At 67.8% G+C, this 20,022-nt stretch carries 23 protein-coding genes and 2 tRNA genes; 7 read left to right on the top strand and 18 right to left on the bottom strand.

Features of this window, described 5'->3' with window-relative positions:
• The 3 genes from pstA to ACIPV5_RS16120 all read left to right on the top strand — a co-directional run bounded on the left by pstA (nucleotide 1) and on the right by ACIPV5_RS16120 (nucleotide 2,980).
• Nucleotides 1-1,110, top strand: a complete 1,110-nt coding sequence (gene pstA, locus ACIPV5_RS16130; protein ID WP_053097332.1) for a phosphate ABC transporter permease PstA — start codon at nucleotides 1-3, stop codon at nucleotides 1,108-1,110.
• Between the two features lie 37 nt (nucleotides 1,111-1,147).
• Nucleotides 1,148-1,927 carry a phosphate ABC transporter ATP-binding protein PstB gene (gene pstB, locus ACIPV5_RS16125; protein ID WP_045254296.1) on the top strand — a complete coding sequence of 260 codons (780 nt, stop codon included), beginning with the start codon at nucleotides 1,148-1,150 and terminating at the stop codon, nucleotides 1,925-1,927.
• 603 nt (nucleotides 1,928-2,530) lie between these two features.
• Complete coding sequence (locus ACIPV5_RS16120; protein ID WP_230100380.1) at nucleotides 2,531-2,980, top strand: DUF559 domain-containing protein; 450 nt, start codon at nucleotides 2,531-2,533, stop codon at nucleotides 2,978-2,980.
• Between the two features lie 145 nt (nucleotides 2,981-3,125).
• On the opposite strand, the gene ACIPV5_RS16115 is transcribed toward ACIPV5_RS16120, so the two are convergent.
• From ACIPV5_RS16115 to sigK, 4 genes are all read right to left on the bottom strand, one after another.
• A complete protein-coding gene (locus ACIPV5_RS16115) occupies nucleotides 3,126-4,010 on the bottom strand; it encodes an aminodeoxychorismate lyase (RefSeq protein WP_056279875.1) in 885 nt (294 codons plus the stop codon).
• Nucleotides 4,011-4,216: 206 nt separating this feature from the next.
• Nucleotides 4,217-4,846: a DNA-directed RNA polymerase subunit beta gene (locus tag ACIPV5_RS16110; RefSeq protein WP_400341878.1), complete on the bottom strand. Its 630-nt coding sequence runs from the start codon at nucleotides 4,844-4,846 to the stop codon at nucleotides 4,217-4,219.
• 28 nt (nucleotides 4,847-4,874) lie between these two features.
• A complete protein-coding gene (locus tag ACIPV5_RS16105; protein ID WP_072591616.1) occupies nucleotides 4,875-5,684 on the bottom strand; it encodes an anti-sigma factor in 810 nt (269 codons plus the stop codon).
• Nucleotides 5,681-6,280: an ECF RNA polymerase sigma factor SigK gene (sigK, locus tag ACIPV5_RS16100; RefSeq protein ID WP_187250573.1), complete on the bottom strand. Its 600-nt coding sequence runs from the start codon at nucleotides 6,278-6,280 to the stop codon at nucleotides 5,681-5,683. The genes ACIPV5_RS16105 and sigK overlap by 4 nt, the downstream gene beginning before the upstream one ends.
• 223 nt (nucleotides 6,281-6,503) lie before the next feature.
• Here sigK and ACIPV5_RS16095 point away from each other — a divergent pair, with 223 nt between their 5' ends.
• The 3 genes from ACIPV5_RS16095 (at nucleotide 6,504) to ACIPV5_RS16085 (ending at nucleotide 8,027) form a co-directional block, all read left to right on the top strand.
• A complete protein-coding gene (locus ACIPV5_RS16095) occupies nucleotides 6,504-7,166 on the top strand; it encodes a fasciclin domain-containing protein (protein ID WP_187250574.1) in 663 nt (220 codons plus the stop codon).
• A gap of 131 nt (nucleotides 7,167-7,297) precedes the next feature.
• Nucleotides 7,298-7,370, top strand: a tRNA-Lys gene (locus ACIPV5_RS16090).
• Nucleotides 7,371-7,478: 108 nt separating this feature from the next.
• Nucleotides 7,479-8,027, top strand: coding sequence for a type 1 glutamine amidotransferase domain-containing protein (locus ACIPV5_RS16085; protein ID WP_053097341.1), 549 nt, complete (start codon nucleotides 7,479-7,481; stop codon nucleotides 8,025-8,027).
• Between the two features lie 23 nt (nucleotides 8,028-8,050).
• Here the strand turns inward: ACIPV5_RS16085 and ACIPV5_RS16080 are convergent, their stop codons facing one another.
• The gene (locus ACIPV5_RS16080; RefSeq protein ID WP_400341874.1) at nucleotides 8,051-8,572 is read right to left on the bottom strand and encodes a CGNR zinc finger domain-containing protein; all 522 of its coding nucleotides are present in this window, start codon (nucleotides 8,570-8,572) and stop codon (nucleotides 8,051-8,053) included.
• A 25-nt stretch (nucleotides 8,573-8,597) separates the two neighbouring features.
• Here ACIPV5_RS16080 and ACIPV5_RS16075 point away from each other — a divergent pair, with 25 nt between their 5' ends.
• Nucleotides 8,598-8,864: a hypothetical protein gene (locus tag ACIPV5_RS16075; RefSeq protein WP_400341873.1), complete on the top strand. Its 267-nt coding sequence runs from the start codon at nucleotides 8,598-8,600 to the stop codon at nucleotides 8,862-8,864.
• On the opposite strand, the gene ACIPV5_RS16070 is transcribed toward ACIPV5_RS16075, so the two are convergent.
• The 13 genes from ACIPV5_RS16070 to ACIPV5_RS16010 all read right to left on the bottom strand — a co-directional run bounded on the left by ACIPV5_RS16070 (nucleotide 8,814) and on the right by ACIPV5_RS16010 (nucleotide 20,008).
• A complete protein-coding gene (locus tag ACIPV5_RS16070) occupies nucleotides 8,814-9,446 on the bottom strand; it encodes a M23 family metallopeptidase (RefSeq protein WP_400341871.1) in 633 nt (210 codons plus the stop codon). The two genes, ACIPV5_RS16075 and ACIPV5_RS16070, sit on opposite strands and share 51 nt — an antisense overlap.
• Complete coding sequence (locus ACIPV5_RS16065; protein WP_400341870.1) at nucleotides 9,443-9,970, bottom strand: DUF1697 domain-containing protein; 528 nt, start codon at nucleotides 9,968-9,970, stop codon at nucleotides 9,443-9,445. Before ACIPV5_RS16065 ends, ACIPV5_RS16070 begins: the two co-directional genes overlap by 4 nt.
• Nucleotides 9,967-10,548, bottom strand: coding sequence for an isochorismatase family protein (locus tag ACIPV5_RS16060; protein WP_400341868.1), 582 nt, complete (start codon nucleotides 10,546-10,548; stop codon nucleotides 9,967-9,969). The genes ACIPV5_RS16065 and ACIPV5_RS16060 overlap by 4 nt, the downstream gene beginning before the upstream one ends.
• Before the next feature lie 85 nt (nucleotides 10,549-10,633).
• A tRNA-Thr gene (locus tag ACIPV5_RS16055) sits at nucleotides 10,634-10,709 on the bottom strand.
• A 51-nt stretch (nucleotides 10,710-10,760) separates the two neighbouring features.
• Complete coding sequence (locus ACIPV5_RS16050) at nucleotides 10,761-12,317, bottom strand: alpha/beta hydrolase (protein WP_363521350.1); 1,557 nt, start codon at nucleotides 12,315-12,317, stop codon at nucleotides 10,761-10,763.
• On the bottom strand, nucleotides 12,314-13,471 hold the full coding sequence (locus tag ACIPV5_RS16045; protein WP_056279862.1) for a DNA polymerase III subunit delta': 1,158 nt from the start codon (nucleotides 13,469-13,471) through the stop codon (nucleotides 12,314-12,316). Before ACIPV5_RS16045 ends, ACIPV5_RS16050 begins: the two co-directional genes overlap by 4 nt.
• Before the next feature lie 111 nt (nucleotides 13,472-13,582).
• A complete protein-coding gene (gene tmk, locus ACIPV5_RS16040) occupies nucleotides 13,583-14,212 on the bottom strand; it encodes a dTMP kinase (RefSeq protein WP_400341866.1) in 630 nt (209 codons plus the stop codon).
• Complete coding sequence (gene topA, locus ACIPV5_RS16035) at nucleotides 14,209-17,052, bottom strand: type I DNA topoisomerase (protein ID WP_400341864.1); 2,844 nt, start codon at nucleotides 17,050-17,052, stop codon at nucleotides 14,209-14,211. Before topA ends, tmk begins: the two co-directional genes overlap by 4 nt.
• Nucleotides 17,053-17,150: 98 nt before the next feature.
• On the bottom strand, nucleotides 17,151-17,480 hold the full coding sequence (locus tag ACIPV5_RS16030; RefSeq protein ID WP_056279855.1) for an Rv3654c family TadE-like protein: 330 nt from the start codon (nucleotides 17,478-17,480) through the stop codon (nucleotides 17,151-17,153).
• Nucleotides 17,481-17,508: 28 nt separating this feature from the next.
• Nucleotides 17,509-17,853 carry a TadE family type IV pilus minor pilin gene (locus ACIPV5_RS16025; protein WP_400341863.1) on the bottom strand — a complete coding sequence of 115 codons (345 nt, stop codon included), beginning with the start codon at nucleotides 17,851-17,853 and terminating at the stop codon, nucleotides 17,509-17,511.
• Complete coding sequence (locus ACIPV5_RS16020; protein WP_053097366.1) at nucleotides 17,853-18,050, bottom strand: DUF4244 domain-containing protein; 198 nt, start codon at nucleotides 18,048-18,050, stop codon at nucleotides 17,853-17,855. The genes ACIPV5_RS16025 and ACIPV5_RS16020 overlap by 1 nt, the downstream gene beginning before the upstream one ends.
• A 54-nt stretch (nucleotides 18,051-18,104) precedes the next feature.
• Complete coding sequence (locus ACIPV5_RS16015; protein ID WP_400341861.1) at nucleotides 18,105-19,001, bottom strand: type II secretion system F family protein; 897 nt, start codon at nucleotides 18,999-19,001, stop codon at nucleotides 18,105-18,107.
• Entirely contained in the window at nucleotides 18,995-20,008 is a 1,014-nt protein-coding gene (locus tag ACIPV5_RS16010) for a TadA family conjugal transfer-associated ATPase (RefSeq protein ID WP_400341860.1), read from the bottom strand. The genes ACIPV5_RS16015 and ACIPV5_RS16010 overlap by 7 nt, the downstream gene beginning before the upstream one ends.
• Nucleotides 20,009-20,022: the final 14 nt, after the last annotated feature.

Here is a 20,022-nt window from a genome sequence, read left to right as displayed (position 1 = left end):
ATGACCGCCACTCTCACGCCCTCGCCGTCGCCCGCGTCCGTCGTCGCCCCGACGCACATCACCTCGGCCGGCCACCTGCCCAAGTGGGCCCCCTGGGCACTGCTGCTGGTCGCATTCGTCGTGTCGGCGACGATCTTCGCCTTCATGAACGTGGGCAACGACCCCGCCGACTTCAACATCGCGCTGACGCTCGTCGTCGGCCTGCTGTTCTACATGGTGCTCATCATGGTGATCTCCACCGTGGTCGAGAGCCGTCGCCACGCGATCGACCGTCTCATGACGGCGCTGGTCTCCGGCGCCTTCGTGGTCGCGCTCCTGCCCCTGATCTCGCTGCTCTACACCGTGGTCGTCAACGGCCTCATGCGGTTCGACGGAGAGTTCTTCAGCTTCTCGATGCGCAACATCGTCGGCGAGGGCGGCGGCGCGGTGCACGCCATCTGGGGCACGCTGCTCATCACCCTCGGCGCGACGATCATCTCGGTGCCGATCGGCCTGATGACCTCGATCTACCTCGTCGAGTACGGCGAAGGCCGCAAGCTCGCTCGCGGCATCACCTTCCTCGTCGACGTCATGACCGGCATCCCGTCGATCGTCGCAGGTCTCTTCATCTACTCGGTCTTCTCGATCATCGTCGGACCGGGCACGCGAATGGGCATCATGGGTTCGCTCGCGCTCTCGGTGCTGATGATCCCGGTCGTCGTGCGCGGCTCGGAAGAGCTGCTGCGCATCGTGCCGAACGAGCTCCGCGAGGCGGCCTACGCACTCGGCGTGCCGAAGTGGCTCACCATCCTCAAGGTCGTGCTGCCCACCGCGATCGCCGGAATCCTGACGAGCATCATGCTGGCCATCTCCCGAGTGATCGGCGAGACCGCCCCGCTGCTGCTCACCGTCGGAATCGTGCAGGGCATGAACCTGAACATGTTCAGCGGCCAGATGGCCACACTGCCGGTGTTCTCGTACATGCAGGCCAAATACCCCGGCATCCCCGTCGATGCCTACCTCGAGCGGGCCTGGGCAGCCGCCCTCACCCTGATCGTCATCGTGATGGTGCTGAACCTCCTGGCTCGCGTCATCGCCAAGGTGTTCGCCCCCAAGATCAACGGCCGCTGAGCCGTCATACCCGACTGAAGAAGAAGAAGGATTTCACGTGTCCAAGAGCATCGAAGTCAACGACCTCAACGTCTACTACAGCGACTTCCTCGCGGTCGAAGGCGTCAGCATCGACATCAAGCCCAACACCGTCACGGCCTTCATCGGCCCGTCGGGCTGCGGCAAGTCCACGTTCCTGCGCACCCTGAACCGCATGCATGAGGTCATCCCCGGCGCGCGCGTCGAGGGCGAGGTGCTGATCGACGGCAAGAACCTCTACGGCACCGGGGTCGACCCTGTGCTCGTGCGCCGCCAGGTCGGCATGGTCTTCCAGCGCCCGAACCCGTTCCCGACCATGTCGATCAAGGAGAATGTGCTCGCGGGCGTCAAGCTCAACAACACGCGCATGGCCAAGAGCGACCAGGATGCCCTGGTCGAGAAGTCGCTGCGTGGGGCGAACCTCTGGAACGAGGTCAAGGACCGCCTCGACCGCCCGGGCTCCGGCCTGTCCGGCGGTCAGCAGCAGCGTCTCTGCATCGCGCGTGCCATCGCCGTCTCCCCCGACGTGATCCTCATGGACGAGCCCTGCTCGGCGCTCGACCCGATCTCGACCTTCGCGATCGAGGAGCTCATCGCCGAGATCAAGACCCAGTACACGGTCGTCATCGTGACGCACAACATGCAGCAGGCGAGCCGCGTGTCCGACAAGACGGCGTTCTTCAACATCGCGGGCACCGGCAAGCCGGGCAAGCTCATCGAGTACGACGACACCCGCACGATGTTCACCACTCCGTCTGTCCAGGCCACCGAGGACTACGTCTCGGGTCGCTTCGGATAAGCATCCGCCTCAGCTTCGACCGGGCGCCCGTTCTTCGCGGGCACAGTTTCGGAGCTGCTGGTTCGAAACGCCGTGTGACCCTCTGGTCCCACGGCGTTTCGTCGTTTTAGTCCGAATCGGTGCCCGGGGCCAGACCGCGGCACTCATCCTGCAGAGACGAGCCAGGACGGATTGTGTCCACAGATGCCGGCATCATGGTCGAGAACGAGCATCGGGATCGCGGATGCTCCTCTGATGTGCAGCTCATCATCGATCGAGATCTGGACCTGGCGCGACCTTCGGGCGAGAAGCTCACGCCGGGCTCTCGACGCTCGCGTGCGGCGCGGGCAGCTCCGTCGAATCCGACGGGGGGTCTACGCTGCCGACACGGCCTGCGCGAGCGCCGTCGAGGCTGCTGAGCATGGAGGCTCTCTGGGATGCGCCAGCGCAGCACGGCACCTCGGCATCTGGGTTCTCGAGGATCCAGCTCTGCACGTCTGGCTTCGCGCAGACAGACACCATCACCCAGGCGTCAGCCGTGAGTGCACCTGCATCCGTCATTGGGATTCAGGCGCTTCCTCGCGAACGTTCGGGCTCCCTTCGGCACCTCGGATACTGCTGCAGATGCTCCACTGCCGCGGCGGCGAGGCGTTCTTCGTCGCGCTCGAGTCCGCGCGCCGCCTCGGCCTGATCGACGGCGATGGGCTGCGATGGCTGCGGCTGCACGTCGATACCTTTGGACGAGACCTGATCGACTTCTCCCGCGCGGATGCCGACAGCGGCCTGGAGTCACTCGTTCGGCTGCGACTCCGCAAGTACGGATGGTTCGTCCGCTGCCAAGTGCGGTTCGTCGCGAGCGGCATCGTCGATCTCATGATCGATGATTGGCTTCTCATCGAGACGGATGGCAAGGCGAATCATGAGGGACAGTCGCATCGACACCGCGATCTCACTCGGGACGCCACGGCCGCCGCGTGGGGGCACGCCACACTTCGGTTCGACTATGCGATGGTCATACATGACTGGGATCTCGTCGAGCGAGCGATTGTCGGAATGATGGCGCTCAGGCCCTGATCATTCTCGGATCAGCGCCCCATTTACGGGCACAACTTCGGATGCCGGTCGACGACGCGCCGATCCGGGTGACTGCGCGCGGCGGGTCGGTCGAGAGCTCCGAAGTTGTGCCCGTAGCGGGCGGGCGGGCCAGGCGCACGGCGCCTCAGTCGCGGGGCGAGAGGAGGTAGTCGTTCAGCTCGGCCGTCAGGGCGTGATCGACCGGGATGTCGACTCCGTCGACGGCGGTGATCGGGGCGGCGAGGCGGACGCTCGAGACCAGCCATGCGGCATCAGCCCGGGGAAGGTCGGATGCCGGCACTCGGCTGTATTCTGCGACGAGTCCCTTCCCGGCAAGGTAGTCGTAGACGCTCAGCTGCGTCGTGCCGTGCAGGATGCCGCCGTTCGGGGCCGGTGTCACGAAGCGATCCCCGACACGCAGGATCAGCGACGCGGTCGGCGCCTCGAGCACGAAACCGTCACGCGACAGGAAGATGGCGTCGTCGGCTCCTCGTCGATGCGCCTCGCGAAGCGCCGCCATGTTCACGGCGTAGGAGAGCGTCTTGGCGCCCAGCAGCAGCCACGGTGCTTTCTCGGCCACGTCGAGGTCGTATCCGCGGTCGAGGGTGACGACGCGGATTCCCTGCTCCCGCACAGTCGAGAAGTCGGATGCCGGCGCCGCCGTGACCCAGGCCGTCGGCGTGGGGCCGTGCTCGACGCCTCGGCTGAGGATGAGCTTGATGACGTACTCGCCCTGCTCGCAGTGTGCGGCGGCCCGCTCGATCGCCTGGTGCCACTGCGCCTGGTTGGGAAGCGGCAGATCGCACAGCTGCGCCGAGTGAGCCAACCTCTCGAGATGCGGCACGACCTCCTGCGCATGACCGTCGATCACGCCGATCGACTCGAACACTCCGTCGCCGCGCTGCGTGCTCAGCTCCCCCACGCTGAGCGCCGGAGCGGCCGCATCGACGAGAGTGAAAGTCTCTGCGAAGTCGGAACGGTCGACGTCAGCCGCCGCGGGATCGATCATCAGAGCAAAGCGCCGTGTCATGATCCGAGCCTAGGGCCCCGGGAATAGCTGCAGCATGATCTTGTTACAATGGAGTGGCCGGGCCGCATAACCCCGGGCTCCAATTTTTGCCGCTGCGAGCGGCCTTCCGCCGAGAGGCGTTTTTGCGGCCCGGTCTTTTCATGCCCGGGCGCGGGTCGTACCCGTCGCGAGTCCGCGAGGGCTTGCGCTCCCCCGGACGCGTCCGCTCAGGCCAGGGCTCCGGACCGCCACAGCACAGCAGAGGCCGAGAGGTCCTGCGCATAGCTGCTCAGCCGCAGGGCGCGGGTGGTGAGCTCACTGGCGCGCGACGGCTCGGTCGGCTCGTAGTCGTCCGCCGTGTGCGTCGCTCCCGAGGCCTGGACCCGGCAGAACGCCGCCGCCCGGTCCAGGGCGACCGCGAAGTCCCCCCGGAACGCGCCACGGAGAATCGTGTCGATCAGCGCGACGAGCTCATCGGGGTTCGGCGGCACCGGCGCCCCGGCGATCACGGGATCCACCGACGCCAGTTCCACCCTGCCGCGCTCGTAGAGCAGGGCAGCGGTCTGCGGGTCGCCGTGGATGGCCAGCTGCAGGATGTAGAGCCGCCAGAGGGCACCCGGCAGGGTGCGGGACGGTGCCTTCGACCAGAGCTCGGCGATCTCGTCGATGCCGTGCTCATCGGTGAAGGCGACGAGTCTGTCAGCGCTCACACCGCTCTCGTCGGCACGGACACGGGTCAGCAGAGCGGATGCCGTCGCGTGCGCGATGCGCGTCTCCTCCGCAGGATCGTGACTGCCGACGATGTTGTCGAAGGCGCTGGTGGGCCGGCGCACCGGACGGGAGAACTGCTCAGGCATCAGTCCAGGGTACGCGCGATCCGGGAGGTCAGGCTGTCGGAATCACGACGACGGGGTCGGTCGTCGGCAGGCCGGAGGGCGAACCGCCGTCCTGCTCCACCGTGACCGCGATCACGTCGCCCGCCTGCATCTCTCCGGCGAGCACTGCCGTCGCTTCGCCGTCTTCGGCCGCGAACACGCCTGCCGGCACCGGGGTGTCGCCTCGGACGTACCAGAGCTCGTAGGTCTCCCCCTCGGCGAGCGACGGGATGCCGTCGGTCACGAGCACGGACTTGCCGAGCGACGCCGACCAGTGCGCGGTCGCAGTGCCACCGCTCTCGAGAGAGACGCTGGCCTGCTGAGCATCATCGGCCGACTGGATGTCCTCGAGTGCGACGACGCTGGCCGGCCGGTTGATGTACGTGTTGATGGCGACAGCGCCCGCTCCCACACCGACGAGCAGTGCGAGGCACGCGGCGAGCGCGAAGAGGAAGCGGAGGCGGTGTGCCGGAGCTTTCGGCGCGGCTTCCCCACCGAGAGCGGTCGGAGCGGAATCCTCCGCAGGCGCGGCATCCGACGTCTCGTCCGCTAGGGCGTCAGGGGTCGAATCGGCGAACACGATGTCGCCGTTCTGCGGTGTCTCCGCGATCCGTGCGAGCAGCGTCGCGCGGATGTCGGGCGACGGAACCACCGGAGCTGCGCCGTCGGCGAGGAATCCTGCGCTGTCGGCATCCGCATCGACGATGCTCTGCCACTCGGGATGCGCTGCGAGAGCGGCGTGATAGCGCTGCTGGTCGTCGGGCGACAGCGCGTCGAGTGCCGCTCCTGCCGCGAGTTCTGCGAATTCCTGCTCGTTCATGCCGTCACCCCCATAGCTGTCCTCAGACGCGAGAGCCCATCTCGCATCCGTGTCTTGATCGTCCCCAGCGGTGCCCCGACGAGCACTGCCACTTCGTTTTGACTGTAACCGCCGTAGTAGGCCAGGACGAGAGCTTCGCGCTGAGCCTCAGGAAGGCCCGAGAGTGCGTGAACGACCTTCTCGCCCTCGATGCCCAGCTCCACCGTCTCCGCGACACTGTCGTGCGCGACTCCGATATCCCTGAACCCGGCTCGCACGTCTCGGTCCGCACTGGACTGGGACGCCCGAACCCGGTCGACCGCACGACGGTGCGCGATCGTCATCACCCAGGTTCTTCCCTGTCCCTTGTTCGGAGCGAACTTCGTAGCGGATTGCCAGATCTCCAAGAAGACTTCCTGAAGCACCTCTTCGCTCTGCGAGCGATTGACGAGAACCCTGAGAATGAGGCCGAAGACGCGAGACGACAGACTGTCGTAGAGCTCCGCGAACGCGCGCTGATCGCCGCCGCCGATGCGCAGAAGCAGGTCAGCGACAGCATCCCGAGCCGTACCGTCTTCCGGTACGTCCATTCCGTCGATGACCATCTCTAACAGCATGCCGCATTCACCCCGCTTTTCCGTGCAGCCGCCACCCGAAAGTGACGGAAATGAGTCCTCTTAAGTGCGGTTCGTCGAATGATGTTCGCGGCCGACCCCCGGAACGGATTGGATTCGACGACTCGAAAAAAACTTTGCGATTTCTCCCATCCGATCCCGACGGGGCTCCGAACGACTGTCAACGCCACGGAGAGGCCGTGGCAGTGTTCTGAAGGAGCTTGAGATGTTCAGCACCAAGAAGAAGGTCACCGCAGCCATCACCCTCGGCCTTGCGAGCGCATTCCTGCTCTCCGCATGTTCCATGGGCGGCACCACCGAAGAGCCGGCAGAGTCGACGGCCCCCGAGTCGTCCGAGACGATGGCTCCCGAGACCGAGACGATGGACCCGGCCGCCAACCTGGTCGGCCCCGGCTGCGCCGCATACGCAGAGGCTGTGCCGGACGGCGCAGGTTCCGTCGAGGGCATGGCTCTCGACCCGGTCGCCACCGCCGCATCGAACAACCCGCTGCTCACCACGCTGGTGGCGGCAGTCAGCGGACAGCTGAACCCCGACGTCGACCTCGTCGACACGCTCAACGGCGACGAGTTCACCGTCTTCGCTCCGGTCGATGACGCCTTCGCGAAGATCGACCCGGCCACCATCGAGGCTCTCAAGACGGACAGCGCCACGCTGAGCTCGATTCTGACCTACCACGTGATCCCCGGACAGCTGACCCCCGATGAGATCGTCGGAACGCACGCCACCGTGCAGGGTGCAGACGTCGAGGTCACCGGCAGCGGCGACGACCTGATGGTCAACGACGCGACCGTCATCTGCGGTGGAGTCCAGACCGCGAACGCCACCGTGTACCTCGTGGACACGGTTCTGATGCCCCCGGCCGAGTAAGGCCCGGGAACGCCGAGGCGGACACTCGGTAGGCCATCTCACCTCTCGGGGGAGGTCGGTGGGATGGTGCAAGGAGCCGCTGACGACATCGTCGTCAGCGGCTCCTTCTTTGCGCCCTAGACTGGAGGGGCGGGCCTCTAGCTCAGTTGGCAGAGCATCGGACTTTTAATCCGCGGGTCGTGGGTTCGAGCCCCACGGGGCCCACCGTTATCACCGTCGGCCGGATCCGGCCACCCCCTTCACCGCATCCGCGTCCTGCGAGAGAGTCGTGGCATCCCCATCCGGGACATCCACCCCACGAAAGGACGCATCATGGCGACTCTCACCGACAGCCGAGTGGCATTCCTCGCGACAGACGGATTCGAGGACAGCGAGCTGACCAGTCCGTGGGAAGCGGTGCAGGGCGAGGGCGCGAGCGCCACGCTCATCGCACCGGACGGACAGCAGATCACCGGCAAGAACGGTCACGTGCAGCACGTCGACCTCACCTCCGAGAAGGCCACGGCCGACGAGTTCGACGCTCTCGTGCTTCCGGGCGGTGTCGTGAACGCCGACCACCTGCGGCTCGACAAGGCATCCATCGACCTCGCGCGCTCGTTCTTCGAGCAGCACAAGCCCGTCGCCGTCATCTGCCACGGCGCCTGGATCCTGATCGAGGCCGGCGTGGTCGACGGACGGACGCTGACCAGCTACCCGAGCCTCGCGACCGACCTCCGCAACGCCGGAGCCACCTGGGTCGACGAGGAGGTCGTGGTCGATGCGGGGCTCGTCTCGAGCCGCACGCCCGACGACCTTCCCGCGTTCAACGCGAAGCTGATCGAAGAGGTCGCTGAAGGCAAGCACGCCGAGCAGACCGCGTGATCTGAGCACCGGGCGGTCCGGTGTCAGGCGCCCGCGCGCGCCCGGTGACGCCGGACCGCCGCTCTGTTCGCACAGCGCACCGAGCAGAACCGCTGGCGGCCGTTGCGCGTCACATCGACGACCACGTTCGTGCAGGGCGACGCCTCGCAGCGCCCGAGTCGATCCATGCCGCGGGTGACCAGGTGCAGCGAGGTTCCGACGGCGAAGATCGCACGGAGGACGCAGGGCAGAGACTGGACGTCGTCGCGGTAGTGCAGGTGCCAGCCTTCGCCGTCGTGGTTCGTGAGTCGAGGGTAGGCCGCCGCCCGGGCCATCTGCGCGTTGAGGATCTCCGCGCGGGCGTCCGGGTCCCGTGCGTCGACGATCGTCAACCAGTCGTCGACCACTTCTCTCACGCGTGCGCGGTCGTCCGCCGCGGGCGGGAACGTCATCGTCATCCCCATCTCGAGTGTGCGCTGCTCGATGCCCGGACGGTCGGCGGGGAAGTCATCGGCGAGGGATGCCGCGAGAAGCACCGCGTATTCTCCGTAAGGGTTGAGATGCATAAGGCCATTACATCACGCTGGAGTCATGACCTCACTGCACACTCTGCCGATCCCCCACCAGACAGCGAGAATCCACGAGCACGCCTGGACCGCGGACTCCCGGCATCCGACCAGCGAGGGCGTCGTCGTGTACGTCCGGTGCGCTGAGTGCGGCACGCATCGCGTCGATCTCGAGACGCACCCGCAGCGGCCGGCGACGGCCCTCAGCGCCGCGTTCGTCCGGACCCGCCGAGACGAGACATCAGACCGTGACGATGTCTCCGTCGTGCGGCATCCACGGCTGCTGCCCTGACCGCTGGAAGGCCATCGGGATGCCGCGCGCATCCCGCTCCAGCGTGTCCGACACCTGCAGATGCAGGTGGGGCTCCGTGCTGTTGCCGGAGTTTCCGCAGTCGCCGATCCGATCACCCGGAACGACGAGATCGCCGACCCGCACGGTCACGCTGCCCGCACGCAGGTGCGCCAGCAGTACCAGTCCCCTGTCGCATCTGATGGCGACGTGATTGCCGGCGACAGCCCCCGCGCCCCGACGCACACGCGAGGGCTGTGTGAGGGCGTATCCGAGAAGGGCCCCCATCGAACGACGCGCGACGTGGTCGACCTCGCCGTCGTGGACGCCGACGACCTCTCCCGACACCGGCGAGAGGATCGAGCGGCCGAAGCCGATGAAGACCTCCGGGCTCTCGGTGCCGAGCAGGCTCCGGACCGTGCGAGGCGCGCTGCGCCCGTCCGCGCCCACCGGGACGAAGTCGATCGCATACGAGCTGCCGAACAGCGTCGTGCCGTGGCTCGGAAAGCGGGACGCCGGGCTGTTCTGCACCAGCCATCGCCCTGTGAAGGGCAGGGACAGCACCACCGTCTCCGAGGGGGTCATTCCGTCAGCTCGATGAGCTTGCGCACGGTACGCGCATTGCGTGCCGTGCCGGCGACGCCGAGCAGCCTATCGAGCACCGCCTTGGTGAGCTTCGTGGTGTGCACGCCGCCCTCGGCGTAGTCGATCCACAGATCGTCGTCGACGAGCGCTATCCGCTCCCCCGGCACGAGCCGCTCCCGCAGCGCGTCGACCGCACCTGCCGACGCGGGGCCCTCGAGGAACATGGCGTGCAGCAGATTCTCGGATGCCCCGGGGAACGGCTGCTTCGCGTGCGACTGCACGAGCTGGTCGTGCGTGCGATGGACGACGGGCGTATCGACGCCGAACTCGGTCGCGATCATCGCGCGCACGTCGGCGCAGACCGATCGCGGGTCACTCGGCTGCTCGCAGATGACGTTGCCGCTCGCGATATAGGTCGAGACCTCCCCCAGCTCGGGCGCGATCAGTTCGCGCAGCCGCGCCATCGGCACCCTGTTGCGGCCCGAGACGTTGACCGCTCGCAGGAGCAGGACACTGCGGGTCACGCAGCGTCGCCTGCGATGAGCTCGGCGCCTGCGTGTGCGAGCTCTGCGAGGGCTGCCGTGCTCGGCTCCGGCGCGACACCCGCGATCAGGTCGGTGAGGATCCGCACGCGGACTCCGTGTGCGATCGCATCGAGAGCGGAGGCGCGCACACAGTGGTCTGTGGCGATGCCGACGACGTCGGCCGTGATGACCCCGGCGGCGGTGAGGATCGCTCCGACCGTCTCCCCCGACTCGGTCGCGCCCTCGAACATCGAGTATGCCGGGCGACCCTGCCCTTTGTGCACATGGTGCGTGACGGCCTCCGTCACCAGCAGGGGATCGTAATCCGCACCCGGCGTGCCCGCGACGCAGTGCACGGGCCAGGTGTCGACGAAATCCGGAACCTCCCCGAAGTGGCCGCCGTTGTCGCCCTCGGCGTCGTGCCAATCGCGTGAGGCGACGATGACGTCGTACTCCGATGCATGCACCGCGAGGAAGTCCGATACCGCGGATGCCACGTCGTCGCCGCCCGCCACGGCCAGCGCCCCGCCCTCGGTGAAGTCGTTCTGGACATCGACGATCAGAAGCGCTCTGCTCATGATCCGAGGGTACGCCGCCCCGCGCGCCCGCCCAACCCCGGGAAACCAAAAGGCCCCGGGATGTTGTTCACATCACGGGGCCTGCTGGAGCCGCTTGTCAGAATCGAACTGACGACCTTTTCATTACGAGTGAAATGCTCTGCCGACTGAGCTAAAGCGGCGCGATCATCGATATTACCCGTTCCGGAGCCGCACCGCGAATCGAGCCGACATCACTCGCAGCGGACGTCGCTCTCGGGCACCACATCGTCGAGCAGGAAGGCCTCCACAGTGCTGTCGACGCAGCTGCTGCCCTTGTTGTATCCGGTGTGCCCTTCACCCACGCGGGTGATCAGCACGCCCTCTTCGAGCTGCTGTGCGAGCGACTCGGACCACTCGTACGGGGTCGCCGGGTCATTGGTCGTGCCGACCACGAGGATGGGGCCCGCGCCCTCGGCGTTGATCTCGCCCCGGGTGCCGGTCGGCGGATAAGGCCACACCGAGCAGGAGTCGGGTCCGTTCCAATACGGAGCGATGGTCGGAGCTCCGTCCGCGATCTTCTTCTCGGTCGCCGCCTCGGCGGCAGGATCGTCCTCGACCGGGTAGTCCATGCAGTTGTACGCGCGGAACGCCTCGCTCGAGTTGTCGAGGTACGTGCCGTTCTCGCGACCGTTGTAGAAGTCGGCGAGGAAGAACGCCGTCGTCGGGTCGCCCTGCAGCGCCTCGTCGAGGGCCTGGGTGAGGTACTGCCAGCTGTCCGCCGAGTACAGTGCCGCAATGATGCCGGTCATCAGCGAGTCCGCACCGAGCATGCGTCCGTCGCCGTTCTCGAGCGGAGCGGCGTCGACACTCGCCAGCAGCGCACCGAGGTCGGCCATCGCCTCGTCGACCGTGCCGGTGAACGGGCACTCCCCCGAGTCGAGGCAGTCCTGCATGTAGGCGCGAAGGGCCGACTCGAATCCGAGCGCCTGGGTCGCGCCGACATCGAGGCCCGAGACGGCAGGGTCGATCGCGCCGTCGAGCACGAGGCGGCCCGCCTTGTCGGGGTAGAGGTCGGCATACGTCGCACCGAGGAAGGTGCCGTACGAGTAGCCCAGGTAGTTGAGCTGCTTGTCGCCCAGCACCGCACGGATCAGATCCATGTCACGCGCCGCGTTGATCGTCGTCACGTACGGCAGGATGCCACCGCTGTTCGCCTCGCACGCGTCGGCGAACTCCTTGTGCGCATCGAGGAGCTCCGCCTCCCACTCGGCGCTCCCGCGCTTGCCCGCGGGGATCGAGTAGAGGTAGTCGTCCATGCCCGCAGCATCGAAGCACGTCACGGCCGTCGATTCGCCGACGCCGCGGGGATCGAAGCCGATCACGTCGTAGTTCTCGATGAGGGCGGCTCCGACGGCGAAGTCGAGGCTGTCGCGGATGAGTTCGACTCCACTGGCGCCGGGACCGCCCGGGTTGGTCAGCAGCGAGCCCTGAGCCGTTCCCGTCGCCTGGTGGCGCACGACGGAGAGGGTGATCTCTCCCTCCCCCGGGTTCTCCCAGTCGAGCGGCGCGGTCACGTCGGTGCAGTCGAAGCCCGTGCCGCATTCGCTCCAGGTGAGCGTCTGCCCGTAGAACGGCAGCAGGTCGTCGGCGACGCCCTCCGTGTCAGGAGCGTTGGTGGTCGACGGCTTCGGCTCGGCCTGCTCGGGGATCATCGAATACAGACACCCGGAGAGTGCGACCGATGCCGCGGCGAGGCCCGCGATCACAGCGACGGCACGTCGGATGCGGGAAGTCGGTCGATTGTTCACGGTGTCCTCCCGCTCGTGACAGTCACGAGCAAGCTCTCGAGGGCGAGCAGCGGTGCGACATTGCGCTCCAGCGACTGGCGTGTGTCGGCAAGGTGGTCGAGTACGACAAGAGTACGGGTCTCGGGCCAGGCCGCCGCGAGAGCAGCCAGGTCCTCACGAAGCTCACGGTTGATCAGCTCGTCGTCCCTGCCGAACTGCAGCATCACGACGTCACGGAACAGCGACTGGAGATCGGTGAGCACCCTGTCGATCCCGTCGCGCAGACTTCGGGTCGCGCGTTTCTTCTGATCGTCTTCCAGGGCTGAGATCTGCGCTCGCAGGGCGGGCGGGACAGCCTGCCCCTCGGCGATCCCGACGGTGCGGAGCAGGGATGCGCGCTCGGCCGCATCGCGCTCGGCAGTGAGCGCCTTGGCGTCGTCCGTGGCCGCCTGGATGATGCGCCCGGCGACCTCGACGGCGTCGTTGACACCGCGAACTCCCAGCACCGACCTCAGGGTCTCGTCGCGGCGGCGACGGGCGGATTCGTCGGTGGCCAGACGCTGGGCCATGCCGATGTGACGCTGTGCGTGGCGGGCGGCCTGCTCGGCGATGGCTTCGTCGACCCCCGTGCGGAGGGTGATCAGACGTGCCACGTCTGCGACATCGGGCTCACGCAGTCGCAGCGAGCGGACGCGGGAGCGGATCGTCGGCAGCAGGTCGGCTTCGCTCGGCGCGCAGAGGATCCAGACGGTCTGCTCAGGCGGCTCCTCGAGCGCCTTCAGGAGCACGTTGGAGGTTCGCTCGACCATGCGGTCGGCATCTTCGACCACGATCACGCGGTAGCGGCCCGCAGAGGGCGCGAAGTACGAGCGCTCGACGAGCGCACGGGCCTCCGCGATCGTGATGATGACCTTGTCGGTGCGCAGGGCCGTCACATCGGGATGTGTTCCCGCGAGGACCTGACGCATGGCCGCCTCGTCGTCCGGGTGATCCGCGACGAGCGCCGCGGCGAAGGCATGCGCGAGGGTGGATCGTCCCGACCCGGGAGGACCCGTGATCAGCCAGGCGTGCGAGAGCGCGGACGGATCGTATGCGGCATTGCGCAGCGTGTCGACCGCGGCATCCTGCCCCCACACGTCGGCCCACGGGAAAGGGGCGGCGACAGTCTGGGGCATGCCCTCAGCCTAATCGGGAGCACCGACGTACGCGGCACCGCCGGGCGATGTACGCGGCACCGACCGGGTGAAGCCCTGGCCATGACGTGGTCGGGCGCACCGCCGGGCGGATCAGCCGATGAGCGTCGAGACCCGATCGCGGATCTGCTCGGCGATGTTCTCCGGAGTCGCGGCGGCATCGAGAACCAGGAATCGCTCCGGCTCGGCCTGGGCCAGGCCGAGGTACGCGTCGCGGACGCGGGCATGGAACTCGGTCTTCTCGGCTTCGAGCCGGTCGAACGGCTTGTCGGCGGAGTCGAGTCGCACGCGCGCCGACTCGGGATCGAGGTCGAGCAGCACGGTGAGATCGGGAAGCGCTCCTTCGGCTGCCCAGAGCGACAGGCCGCGGATCTCGTCGCCGTCCAACACGCGCCCCGCGCCCTGATAGGCGACGGACGAGTCGAGGTAGCGGTCCTGCAGCACGACCTCGCCGCGGGCGAGCGCCGGTCGAACGACGGTCGCGACGTGGTGCGCGCGATCGGCCGCGTAGAGCAGAGCCTCTGCCCGCGGGGCGATGTCGCCGCGATGGTGGAGCACGATGTCGCGGATCAGCTGGCCGACCTCCGACCCACCCGGCTCGCGGGTGCGCACGACCGTCCGCCCCGCATCCGTCAGCCACTGCCCGAGCAGGTTCGACTGCGTGGTCTTCCCCGATCCGTCTCCGCCTTCGAGCGTGATCCAGACTCCGGAGTCAGACGTCACGAACCGGCCTTCTTCGCGGCGTTCGCGGCACGGGTGGCAGCGGCCTTCTTGGCGGCTGCGGACCGAGCGGCTGCCTTCTCCGCATCGGTCGCGGTCGCCTTCTTCGCGGGCGCCTTCTTCGCGGGCGCCTTCTTGGCCGCGGGCTTCTTCGCGGCGGGCTTCTTCGCCGCGGGCTTCTTGGCCGCACCGCGTTTGGGCGCCGGCCCCTTGGCTCGCTTGTCTGCCAGCATCTGCACCGCGGTCTCGAAGGTGATGTCCTCGACCTTCTGGCCCCGGGGAATCGTGACGTTGGTCTCGCCATCGGTGACGTAGGCGCCGAAGCGTCCGTCGCGGATGCGGATCGGCTTGCCGCTCACGGGATCTGCCTCGAACTCGGCGAGCGCGCTGGATGCTCGGCGCGATCCGGCGCCGTACTTCGGCTGCGAATAGATCTCGAGGGCCTTCTCGAGGGTCACATCGAAGATCTGCGATTCGCTCTCGAGCGAGCGCGAGTCGGTGCCCTTCTTCAGGTAGGGCCCGAACCGGCCGTTCTGCGCGGTGATCTCCTCGCCGCTCTCCGGGTCGGCTCCCACGACGCGCGGCAGGCTGAGAAGCTGCAGCGCCGTGTCGAGATCGATCGTGTCGACCGACATCGAACGGAACAGCGAAGCGGTGCGCGGCTTCGGCGCGGCATCCTTCTTCGCCCCACGCTTGGGCTTGGGCGCCTCGACGACCTCGCCGGTGGCCTCGTCGACCGCCGCATCTTCAGAGACGGGGTCGTTCTCCTGGACGTAGGGCCCGAATCGGCCGTCCTTGACGACGACGATCTTGCCGTTGTCCGGGTTCGTGCCGAGCACGCGGTCGCCGGCGACCGGCGCATCGATGAGCTCCTGCGCCTTGGCCTCGGTCAGCTCGTCAGGAGCGAGGTCTTCGGGAACGTTGACGATGCGCGGCTTCTCGTCCGGAGCGTCGGGGTTCGCGACCTCGAGGTAGGGTCCGTACTTGCCGAATCGCAGGGTGGCGGTCTCGGTGATCGGCGTGGAGTTGAGCGCACGTGCGTCGATCTCGCCGAGGTTGTCGACGGTCTGGCGCAGTCCGACGTGCGAATCCGAGCCGTAGTAGAAGGAACGCAACCATTCGACGCGCTTCTGCTCGCCACGGGCGATCGCGTCGAGGTCGTCTTCGAGAGCTGCGGTGAAGTCGTAGTCGATCAGGTCGGCGAAGTGCTCCTCGAGCAGGCGCACGACACTGAAGGCGAGCCACGTCGGCACGAGAGCCTGGCCGCGCTTGGTGGCGTAGCCGCGATCGATCACGGTGCCGATGATGCTCGCGAACGTCGAAGGGCGGCCGATGCCGTGCTCCTCGAGCGCCTTGACGAGCGATGCCTCGGTGAAGCGCGGCTTCGGGGTCGTGCGGTGCCCTTTCGCCTCGGCATCGGACATCCGGAGGTCATCGCCGACGGCGACCGCAGGGAGCGACTGGTTCTCGTCGGCGTCCTTGTCGTTGCGCTTCTCGTCGCGTCCCTCTTCGTATGCCTCGAGGAAGCCCTTGAAGGTGTAGACCGTGCCCGATGCGGTGAACTCAGCCTTCTGCCCGTCGGCGTCGACCGCGATCGTGACGGTCGTGGTCTCGTACTTCGCGTCGGCCATCTGGCTGGCGACGGTGCGCTTCCAGATGAGGTCGTAGAGGCGGTGCTCCTCGCGGTCGAGTTCGGCGGCGACCGACTTCGGGGTGCGGAAGTTCTCACCCGACGGGCGGATGGCCTCGTGCGCCTCCTGGGCGTTCTTGCTCTTCGACTTGTAGACGCGCGGCTTGAGCGGCACGGCGCGGTCGCCGTACAACGCGACGGCCTGGCTGCGAGCGGCCTGCACCGCCTGGGTGCTCAGCGCCACCGAGTCGGTTCGCATATAGGTGATGTAGCCCTTTTCGTAGAGCCGCTGGGCGACGCTCATCGCCTGCTTGGCACTCATGGAGAGCTTTCGTCCGGCCTCCTGCTGCATGGTGGAGGTGGTGAACGGCGCGTATGGGCTGCGGGTGCCGGGCTTCGCCTCGACCTTGGTGACCGTGCCCGTGCCTGCGGCGTCGATCGCCAGCGCGAGGGCCGCCGCCTTCGCCTCGTCGAGGATGATGACGGCCTTCTTGAGCTTGCCGTCGTCGTCGAAGTCGGTGCCTCGGGCGAGCTGACCGCCGTCCACGCGGACCAGACGAACCTTGAATCCGGACGACGAGGACGCGAGCGCCTCGACGTCCCAGTACTCGGCGGACACGAACGCCATGCGCTCGCGCTCACGCTCGACGATCATGCGGGTGGCGGCGGACTGCACTCGGCCGGCAGACAGACCGGTCTTGACCTTGTACCAGAGCACGGGCGAGACATCCCACCCGTACAGTCGGTCGAGGATACGGCGGGTCTCCTGCGCGTCGACCAGGTCGGTGTCGAGCTCACGCGTGTTGCCGATGGCCGCTTGGATCGCGTCCTTGGTGATCTCGTGGAACACCATCCGCTTGACGGGGACCTTGGGCTTCAGCGTCTCGAGCAGGTGCCACGCGATGGCCTCGCCCTCGCGGTCCTCATCAGTGGCGAGCAGAAGCTCGTCGGCAGTCTTGAGCGCCCGCTTGAGTTCGGCGACGGTCTTCGTCTTGCGATCGGAGACCACGTAATAGGGGTCGAAGTCGTTGTCGACGTCGATCGAGTACTTTCCGTACGCCTGCTTGTCCGCGGCGGGGATGTCCTTCTTGTCTGCGAGGTCGCGAATATGGCCGACCGAGCTGAGCACCTCGTAGCCATCGCCGAGGTACCCCTGGATCGACCGCATCTTCGTCGGAGACTCGACGATGACGAGCTTCTTGCCTTCAGCCAAGGGAGCATCCTTTCTTCGAAGCACACCATACACACCGCCGTGATGGGTTGGTCACAGAGGTCGCCTGCATTTTCGCCGGAAAGTGCCTCGCGCCGCAGTCAGATCCCCTCGGGTGGCCCAGCACGGGCTCGGGAGACGGCAGCGAGTCCAGCGTACTTCGCCTTGACCTGCACGGTCGCCACGAAGCCGTCGACGGCGCATTCGGTGAGTGCTGCACCGGAGGCCGCGGCGACCCGCGCGGCGAGGGTGCACGGGTCGACCGTGACGACGACTGCGCCGCTGGCGGCGTCGGCCGCCGCGAGGGCCGCGGCGTCGGCGGCTCCCGCTGCGCGCTGCGCGGTGACTGCCGCGCCGCCGACGGCGGCGAGTCCGAATGACAGAGTCGCGCCGACCACCAGCACGCCGGCCGCGAGCACCGACCCCGCCATCAGTGCTCCACCTCCACCGTCGAGAACATCAGAGTCCTCCGGCGAGCGCGCAACTCGACGCGCGCACGCCGACCCTCACGAAGCCGCCGACGGTGAAGTCGGTCTCTGCGGACACGCACACGAGATCGCCCGACGTGCTGCTCGACATCGACGCACCGGGCACTGCAGCCGACACCGCACGTGCGGCGGCCCCCTCGTCTTCTCCTCTGCCGAGGAGCCGGGCCGCGTCAGCGGTCGCATCCTGCAGTGCCACCTGACGGGAGGCTGCGCCCAGAGCCCCGGCTCCGAGTAGGAGGACGAGCACGACAGCGGGAACCGCGAGCGCGAGCTCCGCAGTCACGGAGCCGCGCTCGCCTGCTTGGACGGAAGTCATCACGACACCGTCAGCGCCCGACGCACCAGGTCCGTGAGGATGCCACGCACCTCGTCTGACCTCATGATCACGACCAGGAGGCCGGCGAAGGCGACGGCCGCCATCGTGGTGATGGCGTACTCGGCGGTGGCCGCGCCACTGTCGTCGCCGAAGAGGGTTGCCGCGCTGCGGCGGGTGAGCGAGGGGATGGTGTTCATGTGTTCCTTCTTTCTGTGGGACGGATACGCGGTGCATCCGGTGGAACTCGGGCGTCACAGCGGCAGTGGAGTGGAGGCGAGCACGCTCAGCAGAAGCGGTGCGACGCCGAGCAGCAGGAAGGCCGGGAGAGTGCAGACTCCGAGCGGGATGAGCAGCGTCGTCGAGAGCTTGGCCGCGCGAAGGCGTCCGTCCACCCGTGACGCGTGTCTCTCCTGGCTGGCGGAAGCCCGAAGCAGTTCACCCGCCGGGACCCCGGCAGCATGCGACAGCTCGAGCACCGCGCCGATGCGAGCGTCGTCACCGGTAGACGATGCCGGGCTCTCGGCGACGAGGCGCAGGGCTCGTGGGATCGACGCGCCTCCTGAGAGGGCGACCGCCATGAGCTCGGCTCGCATGCCCGGTGTTCCCGGTTCGGGACGCGCCCGCGTGAGGAGTCGCCCGGTCCACGCGCGCGCCGCGGCGACGAGCAGGAGCCCGGCGACCACGCACCCGGCGCCGGCGGGCGTCCCGACGATGACGCCGACAGTGTCGAAGCCGAGGGCGAAGCCGAGGAAGAGGCCGGCGAACGGCATCCAGAGCAGGAGCTTGGCGGTTCCCGCGGGCTCGGCGAGCGCGATGCGCACGTCGTCCGCGGCGGATGACGCGTCGCGCAGCGTCTCAGCGAGCATCCTCAGCACCTCGGCGAGCGGTGCGCCGACGGTCGTCGCGATCTCCCAGGCGGCCGCGAGGTCACGCCACGCGCCACCCTCCGCTTCGATGGCCGCGATGAGCGGGACGCCGCCATCCACACGGGCGATCACGGACGCAGCGTGACGGTCGCCGATCGAGGCAAGATGGCGCCATGCGACCATCGGCACCGCGCCGGCTTGGAGAAGCACCGCGAGCGTCTGCACCGATGTTGTGGCGTCGCCCCCGGTCTCGACGACCGGACGACGCCATCCCCTCACCACGGCCGCACCTCCTCGATGCTCAGCCGATCCCCGCTCACCGCGAGCTCGCCGGCGTGCGCGATGCGTCTCCGCCCGCCAGGCGCCCTGTCGAGATGAAGGACGATCGTGAAGGCGCTCACAGCCTGGCGCGCGAGCGCCGTGGCATCCATCGCCGCGAGGGCGCCGAGCGCTTCGAGCCGGGCCGGCACGTCGCTGAGACCGCTCGCGTGGAGAGTTCCCGCTCCCCCGTCGTGTCCGGTGTTCAGAGCAGTCAGGAGTTCTCTCACCTCCTCGCCGCGGCATTCTCCGACCACGAGACGGTCGGGGCGCATGCGCAGCGACTCGCGGACCAACCGAGCGAGGCTGATGCCGCCGGCTCCCTCGAGATTCGACTGCCGTGCCTCCAGAGCGACGTGGTGGGGATGCTGCGGGCGCAGTTCGGCGACGTCCTCGATCGTGACGATGCGCTCAGAGGCCGGGACGGCTGACAGCAATGCCGACAGCAGCGTGGTCTTGCCCGTTCCCGTCCCGCCGGTGATGAGGATGTTGGCGCGCTCGGCGACGAGCTCGAGAAGCCAGCTGTGCTGGGCCGCGTCGAAGGAGCCGAGCGCCGCCAGCGCGTCGAGATCGGCAGCGCGCACTCTGGGCACACGGATCGAGAGCGCCGTCCCCGACGTCGAGATCGGCGCGAGCACGGCATGGACGCGGATGCCGGAGTCGAGCCTGACATCGACGCACGGAGCCTGGTCGTCGAGATGTCGACCGCCGAGTCCGACGAGCCCGACCGCGAGGTCGCGGACCTCCCGCTCGGACGCGCTCCACCCGAGCACGGGTTCCGCACCATGCCCTCGGTCGATGAACAGCCCGGATGCGCCGTTTACGAAGATGTCGGTGACCTCCTCGTCTGCGCAGTGCTCGGCGAGGAGGCCGAAGGCGGGATCGACCTGCAGCGGCGAAGGAGCACCCCGGACGGTTCCGTCGGCGAGCGCCGCCGAGCCGCGCGGCTGAATGACGAAGGGATCAGGCATGCCCCGAAGCTAGG

The sequence above is a fragment of the Microbacterium sp. NPDC090014 genome, from assembly GCF_044748285.1.
Classification (GTDB): Bacteria; Actinomycetota; Actinomycetes; order Actinomycetales; family Microbacteriaceae; genus Microbacterium.
Note: the sequence above shows the minus strand (reverse complement) of the source record. Positions and strands in the feature narration are given on the sequence as shown.

Coding starts and splice junctions, on each gene's coding strand:
- ACIPV5_RS16075 (WP_400341873.1), top strand. CDS start 8,598: ATGACCTCACTGCACACTCTGCCGATCCCCCACCAGACAGCGAGAATC.
- ACIPV5_RS16095 (WP_187250574.1), top strand. CDS start 6,504: ATGTTCAGCACCAAGAAGAAGGTCACCGCAGCCATCACCCTCGGCCTT.
- ACIPV5_RS16010 (WP_400341860.1), bottom strand. CDS start 20,008: ATGCCTGATCCCTTCGTCATTCAGCCGCGCGGCTCGGCGGCGCTCGCC.
- ACIPV5_RS16080 (WP_400341874.1), bottom strand. CDS start 8,572: ATGCATCTCAACCCTTACGGAGAATACGCGGTGCTTCTCGCGGCATCC.
- ACIPV5_RS16110 (WP_400341878.1), bottom strand. CDS start 4,846: ATGCCTGAGCAGTTCTCCCGTCCGGTGCGCCGGCCCACCAGCGCCTTC.
- ACIPV5_RS16045 (WP_056279862.1), bottom strand. CDS start 13,471: ATGCCCCAGACTGTCGCCGCCCCTTTCCCGTGGGCCGACGTGTGGGGG.
- sigK (WP_187250573.1), bottom strand. CDS start 6,280: ATGCTGTTAGAGATGGTCATCGACGGAATGGACGTACCGGAAGACGGT.
- ACIPV5_RS16060 (WP_400341868.1), bottom strand. CDS start 10,548: ATGAGCAGAGCGCTTCTGATCGTCGATGTCCAGAACGACTTCACCGAG.
- ACIPV5_RS16020 (WP_053097366.1), bottom strand. CDS start 18,050: ATGAACACCATCCCCTCGCTCACCCGCCGCAGCGCGGCAACCCTCTTC.
- ACIPV5_RS16070 (WP_400341871.1), bottom strand. CDS start 9,446: ATGACCCCCTCGGAGACGGTGGTGCTGTCCCTGCCCTTCACAGGGCGA.
- ACIPV5_RS16105 (WP_072591616.1), bottom strand. CDS start 5,684: ATGAACGAGCAGGAATTCGCAGAACTCGCGGCAGGAGCGGCACTCGAC.
- ACIPV5_RS16030 (WP_056279855.1), bottom strand. CDS start 17,480: ATGGCGGGGTCGGTGCTCGCGGCCGGCGTGCTGGTGGTCGGCGCGACT.
- pstA (WP_053097332.1), top strand. CDS start 1: ATGACCGCCACTCTCACGCCCTCGCCGTCGCCCGCGTCCGTCGTCGCC.
- ACIPV5_RS16085 (WP_053097341.1), top strand. CDS start 7,479: ATGGCGACTCTCACCGACAGCCGAGTGGCATTCCTCGCGACAGACGGA.
- ACIPV5_RS16115 (WP_056279875.1), bottom strand. CDS start 4,010: ATGACACGGCGCTTTGCTCTGATGATCGATCCCGCGGCGGCTGACGTC.
- ACIPV5_RS16120 (WP_230100380.1), top strand. CDS start 2,531: ATGCTCCACTGCCGCGGCGGCGAGGCGTTCTTCGTCGCGCTCGAGTCC.
- ACIPV5_RS16025 (WP_400341863.1), bottom strand. CDS start 17,853: ATGACTTCCGTCCAAGCAGGCGAGCGCGGCTCCGTGACTGCGGAGCTC.